Origin of the sequence: Nostoc sp. WHI (assembly GCF_015714725.1) — a bacterium.
In the GTDB taxonomy this organism is placed as follows: domain Bacteria; phylum Cyanobacteriota; class Cyanobacteriia; order Cyanobacteriales; family Nostocaceae; genus Nostoc.
Window position 1 is genome coordinate 1 of sequence record NZ_WBKM01000135.1, and the last position, 13,499, is coordinate 13,499.

The following is a 13,499-nucleotide window of genomic DNA, read 5'->3' on the forward strand; positions in this document are numbered from 1 at the left end:
CGACACCCGTGTGTTGAAGTTGACGAATTTTATCGAAAACTTCTGTGATATCACCTTCTCTGTCGAAAACATGAATTACTCGCGTGTGCTTAGTTACAAGTTTTTCTACAATCCTGCCATAATCAAGAAAAGTGGTGTCTCCAACACACAGCACTACATCGTATTCTGCAACAGTTTCCGCCGTCATTTGACAGTGCGGTTCGATTAGTCTTAAAAATTCCACTTTGGGGTTTGCAAAAACTCATAAGCCCTTTTGAGTACAGTTCCTCCGTTGAAGATTTCTGACAGCCATTTGCCAAATCCTTGACTTCAAGCAAAACCAATTGACATTGTACGTTCATTCAATCGGCGATCGCCTAACTCACAAGTCGCAAAATTTTTCTCCCACCAGTCCAACATGATTTGTCGCCTCTGATACCACGCTTGGCTTATTTTACTGCAAACCTTCTAATTTGCCCTAAATCCTTTGTGAGCAAGCTTTTCAAGACTTAACGGGAAAAGTCAGATTAGGTATTAGCTACTGAGTATTAGTATTGAAAATTAGGCATTAGGAAAACCATTCTCTAGTGCTAAGTTCCCAGTCCCAATTAAAATGCTTAATCAAATTTGGTTATCACAGTTGCAACAACACCGAGCGATCGCAGTCATCCGCGCCCCTAAAATCGAAGTGGGACAGCAAATGGCAATGGCTGTAGCATCTGGGGGAATGCAGCTAATCGAGATTACCTGGAATAGCGATCGCGCCGGGGAATTAATCAGTCAACTACGTTCGGAATTACCAGCTTGCATCATTGGCACTGGTACGCTATTCAATGTGCAGCAGTTACAAGAAGCGATCGCATCTGGGGCGCAATTCCTCTTTACACCCCATGTTGACCCCACAATGATTCAAGCAGCACAAGAAAAAGATGTGCCCATCATCCCCGGAGCGCTGACTCCCACAGAAATTGTTACCGCCTGGAGTCAGGGTGCTAGTTGTGTAAAAGTGTTTCCTGTCCAAGCAGTGGGAGGGGCTAAATATATCAAAAGTTTACAAGGGCCACTAGGTCAGATTCCCTTAATTCCTACTGGCGGCGTTACTCTAGAAAATGCCAAAGAATTTTTGCAAGCGGGAGCGATCGCAGTGGGTTTGAGCGGTGAATTATTTCCCAGAACGCTTATCATAGAGGGAAATTGGGAGGCGATCGCATCTAGAGCAAGAAAGCTGATGCAACAGTTAACTTAGAATCAAATCATTAAAAACTCACGTCTATTAAAGTAATAGATAGGGAAATAAAGGTGAAAACTGATAAGTTTCTCAAAACCCCGTGATTTGAGTGTGAGTGTATCTAAAATGAAAAGACTGATTTATTCTGACTGGGTGCGTCGCTTACAAATACTACTTGCTGGTACAGCGTTGTCCTTAAGTGTTTTTACTAGTGAATCGAGTGAAGTTTGGGCGAATTCCAAAAAGCAAGTAATTGCCCAAACAATTCAGAGATTACAAAAATCGGATAAGCGCTGGATTCAAATTAATCTTTCAAAGCAACGGTTAATAGCTTGGCAAGGTGACAAAGTAGTTTATGGAAGTGCTATTTCCTCTGGCAAAAAATCCACGCCTACTCTTGTTGGCAGTTTTAAGATTCAATCCAAGTTCAAAACTACGAGGATGCGGGGAGAAAACTACAATGTTCCCAAGGTTCCTCATGCAATGTTTTACCAAGGCAATTACGGTATTCATGGTGCCTACTGGCATAAGAGATTTGGCACTCCAGTGAGCCACGGCTGTGTAAATCTTGCACCTAAACATGCTAAATGGTTATTCGAGTGGGCATCAGTAGGAACACCAGTAGTCATCCATAAATAGTAGGTGAAGCAACCAAAAAACAATTTATGCAAAATCAGAAATAACAACAAATCCAGACAATTAAGTGATTCCCAGCATAAAATATTGCTGGGAATATTCGGAGTCGGAATTACTGAAATTGAAATAAAATATAGAAGAGGGCATTCAACAATTTGCCCAAAATAATAAGCGTAAATCCTGACAATTCCCGTATGAAATTAAAAGGCAAATATGAATTCGGGGAAAGTTTGCATTTAGGCATTTAAATGACAGATTTTTTGTAACTTTTGTCCTTTGCAATTAGTCATTAGGAATGTGGATTAAACAAAATGCAAAACTTTGCTCTTTATTAAATCTGTGTTCCTTAGTGAATAACCAAAGACAAATGTGCAAATTGGATGCAGATTAGCTTAGAACTTGTCTTGAGAAGCATTAGCGGATGAATTGCGTAAATCCTCCACAGGAAGCTAGAAGTGACTCTGGAAATTTGTAGTTTTCATAAAATTACTTCACTTCATAATTTTTGCGTAGTTTAGAAGATGAGGCATAATGCAAACCTGGATTCGCAGTGGTGGAATTCGTTCCTCTGGAACTTTTTGTACGGGCGTGGCGCTGATGGTGACTTTATTCTCTTGGTCATCACCGTTAACAGGTACATCCAACTCGACTACAGCAACAGCCACGTTAGTCGATGAAAACAGCATCACTCTATCTAATAATATCAGGCAAACATCCCAACCTCGCTGGATTGAAATTGACCTGTCAGAGCAACGCTTACGTGCATGGGAAGGTAATAAACTTGTTCATTCATACCGTATTTCTGGTGGTAAGCGATCGACTCCTACACCCATAGGTAGATTTCGGATTAATTCTAAGTATCGCACTCATCGGATGCGAGGCAGGGGCTACAACATTCCTGATGTTCCTTACACAATGTATTTCTACAGAGGCTATGCTATCCACGGCGCTTACTGGCATAACCGTTTTGGGACTCCAGTCAGCCACGGTTGCGTAAATTTACCTGTTAAGCAAGCTCGCAATCTTTACAACTGGGCTTCAACGGGAACTTTAGTAGTGGTGCGGAAATGATGATGAATTGAAATTGATCAGGCGTTGCAATTCTTGTCTTGATATATGAACAGGTGCGTTACACTCCGTAAACGCACCTGCCCATATATACTCAGGACTTAGAGCAAAGTGATCTACTGGATAATTTATAAAAGCTAAATTCAATAAAGTCCTAATTCTAAAGCCTACTAAAGATTTTGTTGAGAACAATTGTGCGGTTGTTATGTGTGTTTTTGCATATAGTGAAAACTAATACGATCGCACCCTCGTTAATTAAAAGAGGAATTACCAAACGAATGCGATGTCTACGATGGGCTACGCCTACCTGTCTACATAGCAAGACAAATTGTTGTTTAAGTAGGCTTTAAGCAAAGCAATTGCCTTATGGGTATTTAATATGGTAATGTAAAACACACTTGAGATTAATAACAATCTATACATGAACAGTAAAGTTTTTTCTCAAAGAAGTTAATGGTTAAAAACTAGTGTATTTTGATAATCTTCAAAAATCCGAAAAAACTTTAGCATCATCTGATAAATTCTGTAGGTACAGCATGGTCTTTCGTCGCTACTTCGTTCCATCTAGCTTAATAGTTTTCTTCGCATTAGGCTGTAGTGGTGGGGCAAACTCATCGACAGAAAATACTAAGCAAGTAGTACAAGAAAGTAATGTAACCCAGCTTTTCATAGAAGTGAAGGCTACCCAAAAAGCAGAAAATTTCTTTCGTCAAGGTAATAATTTATTAGATAGACAACATTACGAAGATGCAATAAAAGCATACGACAAAGCGATCGCCATCAAAGTTGAGAGTTCTGAAGCTTGGATTAACCGTGGCATAGCCTTAACATCGTTGCAACGCTACCAAGACGCTCTGGCATCTTACGATACAGCGATCGCCATCAGTCCCGACAAATACGAAGCTTGGTATAATCGTGGCATAGCATTAACATCATTGCAACGTTACAAAGACGCTGTTGCATCTTACCACAAAGCGATCGCTATCAAACCCAACAAGTATGAAGCCTTAATTAACAAAGGCATTGCTCTGACAAAGCTACACCGCTACAAAGATGCGATCGCATCTTATGATCGAGCGATCGCGATCAAGCAAGATTTGCACCAAGCATATTACAATAAAGCTTGCTCTTATGCTTTACAGAGCAATTTAGAATTAGCAATGGAGAATTTAGATAAAGCAATCCAGCTTGTTCCTGCAAAGTACAAAAAACTAGCAAAAACTGACCCAGACTTTAGCAAAGTGCGTAGTAAAAAGCAGTTTCAAGAATTGCTGCAATAGTATTTTTTAACCACCGCTCCGTGTATAATATAAAACTACTGTAGCAAGGAATTTTTTCTTGAGCGGTTTAAGATTAGACATGAAAAAACTGTTAATCACCGGAGCCAGTGGTTTTGTGGGATGGCATCTTTGCCAGCTTGCAAAACAAGAATGGGAAGTTTATGGGACTTATTTATCGCATCCTTTAGAGATTCCTGGCATCAAAACTTTAAAAGTAAATTTGACAAATTTTCAGGAATTAAAGAGCATATTTAGTAATGTCAAACCAACAGCAGTTATTCATACTGCTGCACATTCGCAACCAAACTTTTGTCAAACCCATCCTGAAGAATCGCACGCAATTAACGTTATGGCATCCTGCAATATTGCCGGACTTTGTGCAGATAATTTTATTCCTTATGCTTTTACATCAACCGACTTGGTTTTTGATGGTTTAAATGCTCCTTATCAAGAAACAGATCCGGTATGTCCTGTCAATCTTTACGGTGAGCAAAAAGTCATGGCAGAAACAGGTATGTTACAGCGATATCCGAAGACCGCAGTATGCCGAATGCCCTTAATGTTTGGCGCAGCAACACCCACAGCAAAAAGCTTTATTCAGCCGTTTATCCAAACTTTAAAAGCAGGAAAAGAACTAAATTTATTTATCGATGAATTCCGCACACCAGTCAGTGGAACAACTGCGGCAAAAGGACTGTTATTAGCATTAGAAAAAGTTAACGGATGTATTCACTTAGGAGGCAAAGAGCGGATTTCTCGCTATGATTTTGGGCGGCTATTAATCGAAGTATTTCAACTCCCCGCTACCATGCTAAAATCCTGCCGACAACAAGATGTGAAAATGGCAGCACCCAGACCAGCAGATGTTTCTTTGGATAGTTCCAAAGCTTTTGCATTGGGGTATCAACCTCTATCCTTACGACAAGAATTAAAAGAATTATTTAATAGCGATCGCTATTGACAAGACGCTGCATAAGTGGATATGTAAAAAGATTTAAACCCGTTTATAATAACTCAACTTCTTCTCCATTCAGCCTTCTGGGTAGATCTAGACTGAAATTGGGACTTTTACAAGAGGTTTATTTTTAATTCAGTACTCGTAACTCGAGACTCACAACTCAGGAGTCAGCACGGGCTAAAAACCCCGCTATCGCTAACGGAACTCAGCACTGCTATAACTGTAGTCTTGGTGGCACTCGATCAAGACAGGGAATATAGAAGGTGGCTCATACTTTTTTATTGGAACCAGGACGCTGGACAATGCAAGGAAATTGGCTGGAACGTAATGGTATGCCAATCAGCGTCAAGGGTATGACCTTGGTAGCTTGGAATCGAGATAATTGGTTCACCATGGCCACAAAGCTGATATTCCCAGGTAGCGATCGCTCGGAAATATCTTTGCAATACAAGGGGCGGTTGCATCAGGGAGAGCGCCAGTACACTTTTTTACTCCAACATAATCTTTTGGGGCAGGTTGAAGGCGAAGGCTGGATTGGTCTAGATACTATTGTCCAACATTACTGGGTAATAGGCGATCGTCAGCGTCGTAGTGGCTTTGAAACCCTGCACCAGATTTCAGAAGATACATATAACCTCAGTAGTGGCATGTTGGCTGGTCATTTTTTAACTAACACAATGGAAGCTAGCCTAGAGCGTCAGTCAACCTAAGGGCAATCAGTAGCTAATTACAAACAAAACAAATTATATTAAAGAATGTAAATTACTTATTTTCTACGTCGGTTACTATAAGTCTCTAATCCGATGCGATGCTAGCTGCTACAACGGTGGAAACCGCCGCTTCGAATTCTGTCTACAGTGATGGGCTCATCACTGTATACTAGCTCACCCGAGCTTAACAAGTCATGGTTTATTCTCACCAACCTACTTAGGTGTATAGTTAAAAAGAAATTATCAAGTTATCTATCGTCAGGATTTTAGCATTTTTCCCTAACGGTGTAGTCAGGAGAGCGGTTTCGTGAATCCCAAAATATCTGTCATTATCCCTGCTTACAATACTGAGGCTTATATTGGAAAAGCAATAGAGTCAGTCTTAGAGCAAACACTCAATGATATTGAAGTTATCATCGTCGATGATGGTTCAAGTGATAAAACTGTAGAAGTCGCTAAAAGTTTTACTGACCAACGTTTAAAAGTGATAGTTAATCAACAAAACCTTGGAGCTGCTGCTGCACGTAATTGTGCCCTCAGAGCAGCCCAAGGAGAATGGATTGCTGTGCTTGATTCAGATGATTGGTATGCTCCCGAAAGATTGGAAAAGCTTCTATCGCTGGCTAATGAAACAGATGCAGACATGATTGCTGATGATGTTCATTTAATCAACGATGGCGAAACATCTCCTTGGAGTACATTAATTAAAGAAAGTGGAGAACGTATAGATAAAATTCGCCAAATTGATATCGTTTATTTTGTAGAAACTGATGTTTTTGGACAACCAGGGTTACATCTTGGTTTAAGCAAACCTATATTCAAACGAGAATTTCTGGTTAAGCACGGCATTGAATACGATGAATCCATCAGGATGGGTCAAGATTTTTGGCTTGATATGAAATGCTTAATTAAAGGAGCTCGCTTTTTCCTTGAGCCAAAACCCTACTATTTCTACCGCTCCCGCCCCGGCTCTCTTGTACATCAAAGTTTATTACCACGGCTTAATCAATACTGCAAAGCTACTAATTCTTTCATGCAAGAAGAAGTTGTGAAAAGAAATCCAGCTTTAGTGCGTGCTCTGTCTCATAATCTTGCAGTCTATAAAAAAAATCTAGCTTACTACAAAGTTGTAGAGCCTTTAAAGCAAGGAGAATGGTTAACAGCATTGGCAGAAATGGTGAGAAATTTCTACTTTTTTTATTATTTTATTTTCCAGATTAACAAGATTATTGAACGTCGAATTCAATACTATGTGATGGGTAATAAATCAGTTTTTCACATTTCTTATAACTTACAGAAAAAACGAAACACTAACAATTAGTATTAGAGTAGTGCTAAATGATTTGTGAAAAACTACAAATGACAAACAGAAAAGTCTGAGCGTCGGCTTCCGGCGATAGCGCATTTAAGTCGTGTCCGTGTTCGCGTAGCAGCGTCTGGCTCCGCCTTCCCTTCCCTTCCGTCTTCCGTCAGCAAAAAGGTATGGAACTTCGAGGACAGCCTTCACAAAGAATCTTACAACTCAAATAGGATTGACATATCACAGCTTTATTTATATTTAAAACTCCGCGCTCATTACTCAGTTCTCAGAACTCCGTGGTGAGTGTAGTTTTCCCCAATACCGATTTTGGGCATATCCTAGAGTTATTTATTTAGTCAAAATTGGGAAAACTAAAACTACACCACAATTAAAGTGCAGAATGGTACAAAACGTCATTATAAATCTACCCTTTCTGCTTATTACAACTGGTATATTGCACCAGTTGTAATAAACGTCTCGGTTGCAAACTGCCAGATCATAGTTTCAATCCTCTAAAGAGGACTGAAAAAAGCTAGTACAGTAGGGCGGAAATCAAGCTACCACACCCTGTCTTAAGCCGCTACGCGTCTACAAAATGGTGAAAAAGCCGAGAATATAAGTCTTTAACTTTTGATTTTTGACTTCTGTGTAGCCGTACTAGCCCATGAATGGATTTTGGCTAATAACCTGGAAAGTGATTTCTAGACCGAGATAATTTAGATATCAGTTTGAATGCACTTTTCCTCCCAAACACTCATAATCTGCTTTTGGAGTCGAATTTTCTATGTCAGACCCCAACATTGGTCGCTTACTCAGCAAACGCTACCAACTCCAGGAGTTAATCGGTACTGGAGCAATGGGTCGTGTTTATCGTGCTAAGGATATTTTGTTGGGAGGTGTACCTGTTGCCGTTAAGTTTCTCGCTCTATCAATCCAAAATGAAAAAATGCAATTGCAAGACCGCTTTGAGCGAGAAGCGAAAACCTGTGCTTTACTAGGGCAAAAAAGCATCCACATTGTCCGAGTGATGGACTATGGCGTAGATGACAATAACACCCCGTTCTACGTCATGGAATACCTTCAAGGACAAAGCTTGAACACTATTATTCGCAAGCAACGATTGCCTTTACCAAGATTCCTGAGTATGGCGCGTCAACTCAGCTTGGGGTTACAGTGCGCTCATGATGGTATCCCAGTTGAGGGAACAATTTGCCCAATTATTCATCGCGATGTCAAACCAAGCAATATGCTGGTGATTCAAGATCCCAGTTTCGGAGAATTGGTCAAGGTTCTAGATTTTGGTATTGCTAAGTTATTACAGTCAGATGGTGACCATACGAAATTCTATTTAGGGACACTGGCTTATTCTTCTCCCGAACAGATGGAGGGCAAGGAATTAGATAACCGTGCTGATATTTATAGTTTGGGCGTTATGATGTTTGAGATGCTCACAGGCAAAATGCCACTAGTAGCCCCAACTCACTCTTTTGGAGCATGGTATAAAACACATCACTATCAAAAACCACGTTCTTTTGCTGAGGTTGCGCCTGGATTAGACCTACCAAAAGAAATCGAAAATTTGGTGATGAGTTGTCTAGCTAAAGTAGCACGCGATCGCCCCCAACGGATCAGTGAAATTCTTAGGGTTTTAACCTCTTTAGAACAGCCTGAGCATACACACAGCATTAAGCAAGACAGCCATAGCCATGCATTAGTTCCTGCTACACTGAGCAATGATCTGGAACAAAAGACAAAAGCCGATTTGCGGGCATCTTGGTCAAACGATGAAATCGCTCGCGCTGTTTGTTGGCCTCAAAACAAACCAATTGCTGATATTGTGTTTCCCCAGTCCATCCAGATAAAGGGGGAAGTTTTACCAGCCCTGTGGGTAATGCTACCGCAAGAGGAAATTCTAAAGCGCTTAGTCTGTACCCGGTATAATCAATTTCTTTTTATCTCCATTCCCCATCCTATGCTGCTGTGGATTACTGTCATCTACAACCGCAAATATGGCGCTAAATGGTTACCTTATTATCTTGATCTCAAAACCAGTCTTGGTCAAGAGATGACTCGCTTACTACAGCATACGGGTTACTACCGTCTGTTGTTTTTTACACGAGAAACACCAAGTCGCTGTACCCATATTCTACTTTCTAGCGTTGCTTTTGCTCAACGCCAACGACTGCAAGAGTGGGTCACAATGAGCAACAGCTTAATGTCTTCTGCCGACCCCCAAAATAGTAAAAGCTTACTCAAAAATGAGTATGAAAAGATTAAGCCTCAAATTCTGGCAAAACTGGAAGGTATTGATACAGATTCTCCATACGACTTCTCCGGCTAGTGATAATTTCTTAATGTTACCGAAACAGTGCTGAGTGCTGAGTAACGAGTGCTGAGTAAAAAAAAGTAATAATCGCACTCAGCACAAAAGGTCTAAAGCCCCTGCCTAAAGCCAATGGAAAAAGAAATAGATATTTATTTCGAGATGCGTAGCGCATATTTAATGCGTCCTTACTTCAATCCCCTAGATTTATCTATGGGGTTACTCAGCACTCAGTACTCAGCACTCAGCACTCCTGAAATATGTTTTCTGTAATATTAAGAGTGTTGACTCATAAAATGTAAATTTTTATAAACAAAATATATATGTTGTTGTAACTTCTAGTTATATGTATAAAGAGTGAAAGCACTAGATAGTAAAAGTTCGGCCATACAAATACTCTGAAAATGTTCCTGTGTACATATTCTGGGTAATTATAGATTTACGCAGGTGTAATGATCACAAATCTAGACGAAACGCAAAGAAGTTTGGCTAAAGTACACAGTGAATTTGGACTACAAATTTAAAGTAAGTCTACACTCCATTAGATGTGTGGTTGAAAATTTTACTCATTCTTATCGTGAATTGAACTTTTGTGCCAACCTTGTGGAATTGCTTATCGAAGTTGACGCCCCGACATCCCCAGCTCTTTTCCTCCTTGGAACCAAGCAAGAGAAGGAGGTCGCCCACTGCGACATTAGAACGACTCTATGCCATAGTGGAACCGGAATCTAAGCCCCACTGGTGCTTAAGAAGCTCTTGATAAGTTGCTTCGCGGACGACCATTTGCTCATAGAGCTTGACCAAGAAGTCTTTGGCTTGATCATGGCTCATGTGCTGTACTTGAGTGGAAAATGAACAGATGCTGAATTGCTGTTCCAAGGATAGTTTCATTGGTTGGTTCATAATTAACTCCGAAAAAAACAACGCGTAAAAATGATATCGCTCACAGAAGTCCAAATGGGATAATACTTGGACTTGTATCTGTCCCGCATTTGTTCTTCCGTATTAAGAAAGATAACAAGTATGTGACAGATTGCCCACATCCTAAGTGTGGATTTTTTTCGATTTGATATCTTGCACCTAATCCCACTGGTATACCACCCAAGTTAACCGAGGCATATTCCGGAAAAAAGGCTTTATTTAGTCCTCAGTTAGGTATAGCCACCTTGTTTAACTCCTTCCTGCTTTGCATAACTCTACTTTTCCGTAGATGAGCAGGTTTTATCCTTAACCCTTGATAGTTTCCCTATTTGAAGAAAACTAAATCATGTCTCCCCCACTATGGAGGAAGCTTTGGAGGGTAGAGATTTTAAGGAGGTTGGGAAAATGAATAGTATTAAGCGTGAATTATACTTGCTCCACCTCATTTCGTGCAAGATGTCAATTTATGCAAATTTAACCTCCTTAGTTTACTTCGGAGGTTAAAAGTATTTGTATCAAATTGTAAAAAGGAAAAATGCTCAGATTGAACAAATTGCTGGGTATATCTACTGGATTTGTCATCAGTCATTTGTCAGTTGTCCTTTATTCAATAACTAATGGCCAATGACTAATGACTATTTTCTTCGAGTGAGACGATGACAACTGTGATGTTATCGTGACCTCCTTGCTCTTTGGCAGCCTCAACTAGAGAGATGGCGGCTTTATCAACATAAGGAGTGTCTTGGAGGCAGCTAGCAATCTTCTGCTCGACAAGTTCTTCTGTAAGACCATCACTACATAGCAGTAAGCGATCGCCAGTTTTTACATCTAGTGGTTGCACGTCAATTTGATGCAAGTCTTCACGCCCTAAACAGCGCGATAATACATGACGAAAAGGATGTAATCGGGCTTCATCTAAGGTGATGTCGCCTATTTTGATTGCCCGTGCTACCCAAGTATGGTCTTCCGTTACCTGTTCTAATTGCGATTCTCGAAAGCGATATAGCCGTGAATCGCCAACATGAGCGCACCAAGGTGACTCTGGGGAGCGGAAAATTACTGCTACAACGGTTGTACCCATGTCAGCGCGTTCGGGATGATTTTGCTGATCCTGCAAAATCGCTTTATTGGCATCCCACAAAGCTTGCTCTAACAATTCTTGAGAAGACTTTGAAGATTGCCAATTTGACACCAAATAAGCCTGAATTTCCTTAGTGGCAATGCGACTTGCTTCCTCGCCTCCCGCATGACCACCCATACCATCAGCAACAACAAAAAATCGCCCCTCTGGATCGATATAGTAAGCATCCTGATTATTAGAACGAATAAGTCCCGGATCGCTAAAACCCGTGAAATTAAGTTTCATAATTTTTTTTGCAACAATTAATACATGCGATCATAACGGTCGAGGCGTAAAAGTAGTCGGATCAGGATTACTGAAAGCCCTACTGCAATTAAACCAGGCACTAGTGCCAACCATACATAATCCTTAACCACTAATAGGATAGTAGCTGAAAGTGTGAAACCGCTAATTAACAGAGCATAGCTTATTGAGAGCTGAATACTGCTCTGTCGCCGGAGCAGGCGTTCAGTTTCTATAGACCGAACGCGCAGGCGCATGTCTCCCCGCTCTAGCTTCTCTAGCGTATCCTCTAATCTCCGTGGTAGACCAAAGGCAGTACTACTTACCTGAGCTGCTTGACGACTCAATTCGTTAAGAAAGCTATTCCCCTCAGAACCATTCATATCGGTTATAAGTTGCATTGCGTATGGTTTGGCAACTTCCATAAAGTTAAACTCTGGATCTAAGCCTCTGCCTACCCCCTCTAGAGTAGAAAAAGCTCGCATCACAAAAGTAAAGGTTGCTGGAAATCTAAATGGCTGATTATAAGCTATTTCGTAAAGGTCGTCACTGATTGCCGCCACTGATTGGTTTTCAAAAGGCTTGTCCATGAAATGGTCGAGCATGTACTGGACGGAACGCCGCACTGGCCCCATGTCATCCGTTGGGGCGATCGCGCCTAAATCAATGAGTGACTGAACAACGCGATCGCCGTCTTTTTGGGCAATACCAAACAGTGTTTGCATCAATCCTTCGCGGACATTGGCTTTAATCCGCCCCATCATGCCGAAATCGTAGAATATCAAAGACCCATTTGCACTAATGGCAATATTGCCTGGATGGGGGTCGGCGTGGAAAAAGCCACTATTGAGCAACTGATGTAGGTAGGCTTGAGCGCTTTGACGAGCGATCGCCTTTCGATCTAAACCAGCTGCTTCTAAAGCTTCGTATTGGCTAATTTTAATTCCAGGGAGATATTCCAAGGTCAGTACTCTGGACGTGGCGTAACGCCAGTATATTCTTGGGACGTTCACCCAATCGTAGCCGCGAAAGTTCCGGCGAAAAGTGTCGGCGTTGCGACCTTCGTTAAGATAATCAATTTCTTCCCAAAGAATGCGACAACACTCTTCGTAAATACCTAACCAATCTCGCCCTTTTCCCCATTTAGGATGGTTTTGAAAGTAGCGGGTAATTCCTTTGAGAATTTGTAAATCTATTTCAAATAACTTCTTTAGTCCAGGACGTTGTACCTTGACGACAACCGATTCCCCAGTGTATAGCACAGCTTTGTGTACTTGCCCTAAGCTAGCAGCAGCTAAGGGAATAGGTTCAAAATTATGGAATAGTTCAGGAATTTTCTTGCCTAGTTCTTTCTCAATGGTCGCTTCTACTTGCTCATAGCTAAATGCCGGTACTTTGTCTTGTAACTTGGCTAGTTCTTCTACGTATTCACCAGGGAATATATCAGCACGAGTAGAAAATAGTTGCCCGACTTTGATGAAGGTTGGCCCTAAATCTAGCAGGGTATTCCGAATCCAAACCGCTTGGGTTTTGCGTTTTGCAGCTTGCTTTGCTTCAGTCACACCACCCGGATAACTCCAAGATTTTTTGTATAGCCAAAGTTTGAACAATAAGGTCAAGACAAAAGACCAAATGTCCACAAAACGCCGTCTGCTAGAGTAATTTTCCCGATTCCAACGGTATGCCTTTTCTGAATAACCTTGTTCCATATACTTTGTGTACCGTTGGTTTGC

General features: G+C 41.0%; 12 protein-coding genes and 2 pseudogenes. 9 read left to right on the plus strand and 5 right to left on the minus strand.

Annotated elements, in window-relative coordinates; translation table 11 throughout:
* A pseudogene (locus F8S12_RS13290) lies at positions 1 to 187 on the minus strand (hypothetical protein); the annotation flags it as partial.
* Between the two features lie 23 nt (positions 188 to 210).
* Positions 211 to 399: pseudogene (locus F8S12_RS42315) on the minus strand (IS4/Tn5 family transposase DNA-binding protein).
* A gap of 193 nt (positions 400 to 592) precedes the next feature.
* Here F8S12_RS42315 and F8S12_RS13300 point away from each other — a divergent pair.
* The 9 genes from F8S12_RS13300 to F8S12_RS13340 all read left to right on the plus strand — a co-directional run bounded on the left by F8S12_RS13300 (position 593) and on the right by F8S12_RS13340 (position 9,755).
* On the plus strand, positions 593 to 1,225 hold the full coding sequence (locus tag F8S12_RS13300; RefSeq protein ID WP_196516744.1) for a bifunctional 4-hydroxy-2-oxoglutarate aldolase/2-dehydro-3-deoxy-phosphogluconate aldolase: 633 nt from the start codon (positions 593 to 595) through the stop codon (positions 1,223 to 1,225).
* 108 nt (positions 1,226 to 1,333) lie between these two features.
* Entirely contained in the window at positions 1,334 to 1,846 is a 513-nt protein-coding gene (locus tag F8S12_RS13305; protein WP_196516745.1) for a L,D-transpeptidase, read from the plus strand.
* A 528-nt stretch (positions 1,847 to 2,374) separates the two neighbouring features.
* Positions 2,375 to 2,914, plus strand: coding sequence for a L,D-transpeptidase (locus F8S12_RS13310; RefSeq protein WP_196516746.1), 540 nt, complete (start codon positions 2,375 to 2,377; stop codon positions 2,912 to 2,914).
* A 533-nt stretch (positions 2,915 to 3,447) separates the two neighbouring features.
* Positions 3,448 to 4,191: a tetratricopeptide repeat protein gene (locus F8S12_RS13315; protein ID WP_196516815.1), complete on the plus strand. Its 744-nt coding sequence runs from the start codon at positions 3,448 to 3,450 to the stop codon at positions 4,189 to 4,191.
* Between the two features lie 79 nt (positions 4,192 to 4,270).
* Complete coding sequence (locus tag F8S12_RS13320) at positions 4,271 to 5,152, plus strand: SDR family oxidoreductase (protein ID WP_196516747.1); 882 nt, start codon at positions 4,271 to 4,273, stop codon at positions 5,150 to 5,152.
* A 260-nt stretch (positions 5,153 to 5,412) separates the two neighbouring features.
* Positions 5,413 to 5,859 carry a hypothetical protein gene (locus tag F8S12_RS13325; protein WP_196516748.1) on the plus strand — a complete coding sequence of 149 codons (447 nt, stop codon included), beginning with the start codon at positions 5,413 to 5,415 and terminating at the stop codon, positions 5,857 to 5,859.
* A 307-nt stretch (positions 5,860 to 6,166) separates the two neighbouring features.
* Positions 6,167 to 7,180 carry a glycosyltransferase family 2 protein gene (locus tag F8S12_RS13330; RefSeq protein WP_196516749.1) on the plus strand — a complete coding sequence of 338 codons (1,014 nt, stop codon included), beginning with the start codon at positions 6,167 to 6,169 and terminating at the stop codon, positions 7,178 to 7,180.
* A gap of 763 nt (positions 7,181 to 7,943) precedes the next feature.
* Positions 7,944 to 9,500, plus strand: coding sequence for a serine/threonine-protein kinase (locus F8S12_RS13335; protein ID WP_196516750.1), 1,557 nt, complete (start codon positions 7,944 to 7,946; stop codon positions 9,498 to 9,500).
* Positions 9,501 to 9,614: 114 nt separating this feature from the next.
* Positions 9,615 to 9,755, plus strand: coding sequence for a hypothetical protein (locus tag F8S12_RS13340; protein ID WP_196516751.1), 141 nt, complete (start codon positions 9,615 to 9,617; stop codon positions 9,753 to 9,755).
* Positions 9,756 to 10,187: 432 nt separating this feature from the next.
* Here the strand turns inward: F8S12_RS13340 and F8S12_RS13345 are convergent, their stop codons facing one another.
* The 3 genes from F8S12_RS13345 to F8S12_RS13355 all read right to left on the minus strand — a co-directional run bounded on the left by F8S12_RS13345 (position 10,188) and on the right by F8S12_RS13355 (position 13,475).
* Positions 10,188 to 10,385, minus strand: coding sequence for an NblA/ycf18 family protein (locus tag F8S12_RS13345; RefSeq protein ID WP_196516752.1), 198 nt, complete (start codon positions 10,383 to 10,385; stop codon positions 10,188 to 10,190).
* Positions 10,386 to 11,031: 646 nt separating this feature from the next.
* Positions 11,032 to 11,769: a Stp1/IreP family PP2C-type Ser/Thr phosphatase gene (locus tag F8S12_RS13350; protein WP_196516753.1), complete on the minus strand. Its 738-nt coding sequence runs from the start codon at positions 11,767 to 11,769 to the stop codon at positions 11,032 to 11,034.
* Positions 11,770 to 11,786: 17 nt separating this feature from the next.
* Positions 11,787 to 13,475 (minus strand): ABC1 kinase family protein, encoded by a 1,689-nt coding sequence (locus tag F8S12_RS13355; protein ID WP_196516754.1) that lies wholly within the window; start codon positions 13,473 to 13,475, stop codon positions 11,787 to 11,789.
* Positions 13,476 to 13,499: the final 24 nt, after the last annotated feature.

What these genes read in the sequence shown, in the direction of transcription:
- F8S12_RS13300 (WP_196516744.1), top strand. Translation starts at nt 593, where the DNA reads ATGCTTAATCAAATTTGGTTATCACAGTTGCAACAACACCGAGCGATC.
- F8S12_RS13305 (WP_196516745.1), top strand. Translation starts at nt 1,334, where the DNA reads ATGAAAAGACTGATTTATTCTGACTGGGTGCGTCGCTTACAAATACTA.
- F8S12_RS13310 (WP_196516746.1), top strand. Translation starts at nt 2,375, where the DNA reads ATGCAAACCTGGATTCGCAGTGGTGGAATTCGTTCCTCTGGAACTTTT.
- F8S12_RS13315 (WP_196516815.1), top strand. Translation starts at nt 3,448, where the DNA reads ATGGTCTTTCGTCGCTACTTCGTTCCATCTAGCTTAATAGTTTTCTTC.
- F8S12_RS13320 (WP_196516747.1), top strand. Translation starts at nt 4,271, where the DNA reads ATGAAAAAACTGTTAATCACCGGAGCCAGTGGTTTTGTGGGATGGCAT.
- F8S12_RS13335 (WP_196516750.1), top strand. Translation starts at nt 7,944, where the DNA reads ATGTCAGACCCCAACATTGGTCGCTTACTCAGCAAACGCTACCAACTC.
- F8S12_RS13340 (WP_196516751.1), top strand. Translation starts at nt 9,615, where the DNA reads ATGGAAAAAGAAATAGATATTTATTTCGAGATGCGTAGCGCATATTTA.
- F8S12_RS13345 (WP_196516752.1), bottom strand. Translation starts at nt 10,385, where the DNA reads ATGAACCAACCAATGAAACTATCCTTGGAACAGCAATTCAGCATCTGT.
- F8S12_RS13350 (WP_196516753.1), bottom strand. Translation starts at nt 11,769, where the DNA reads ATGAAACTTAATTTCACGGGTTTTAGCGATCCGGGACTTATTCGTTCT.
- F8S12_RS13355 (WP_196516754.1), bottom strand. Translation starts at nt 13,475, where the DNA reads ATGGAACAAGGTTATTCAGAAAAGGCATACCGTTGGAATCGGGAAAAT.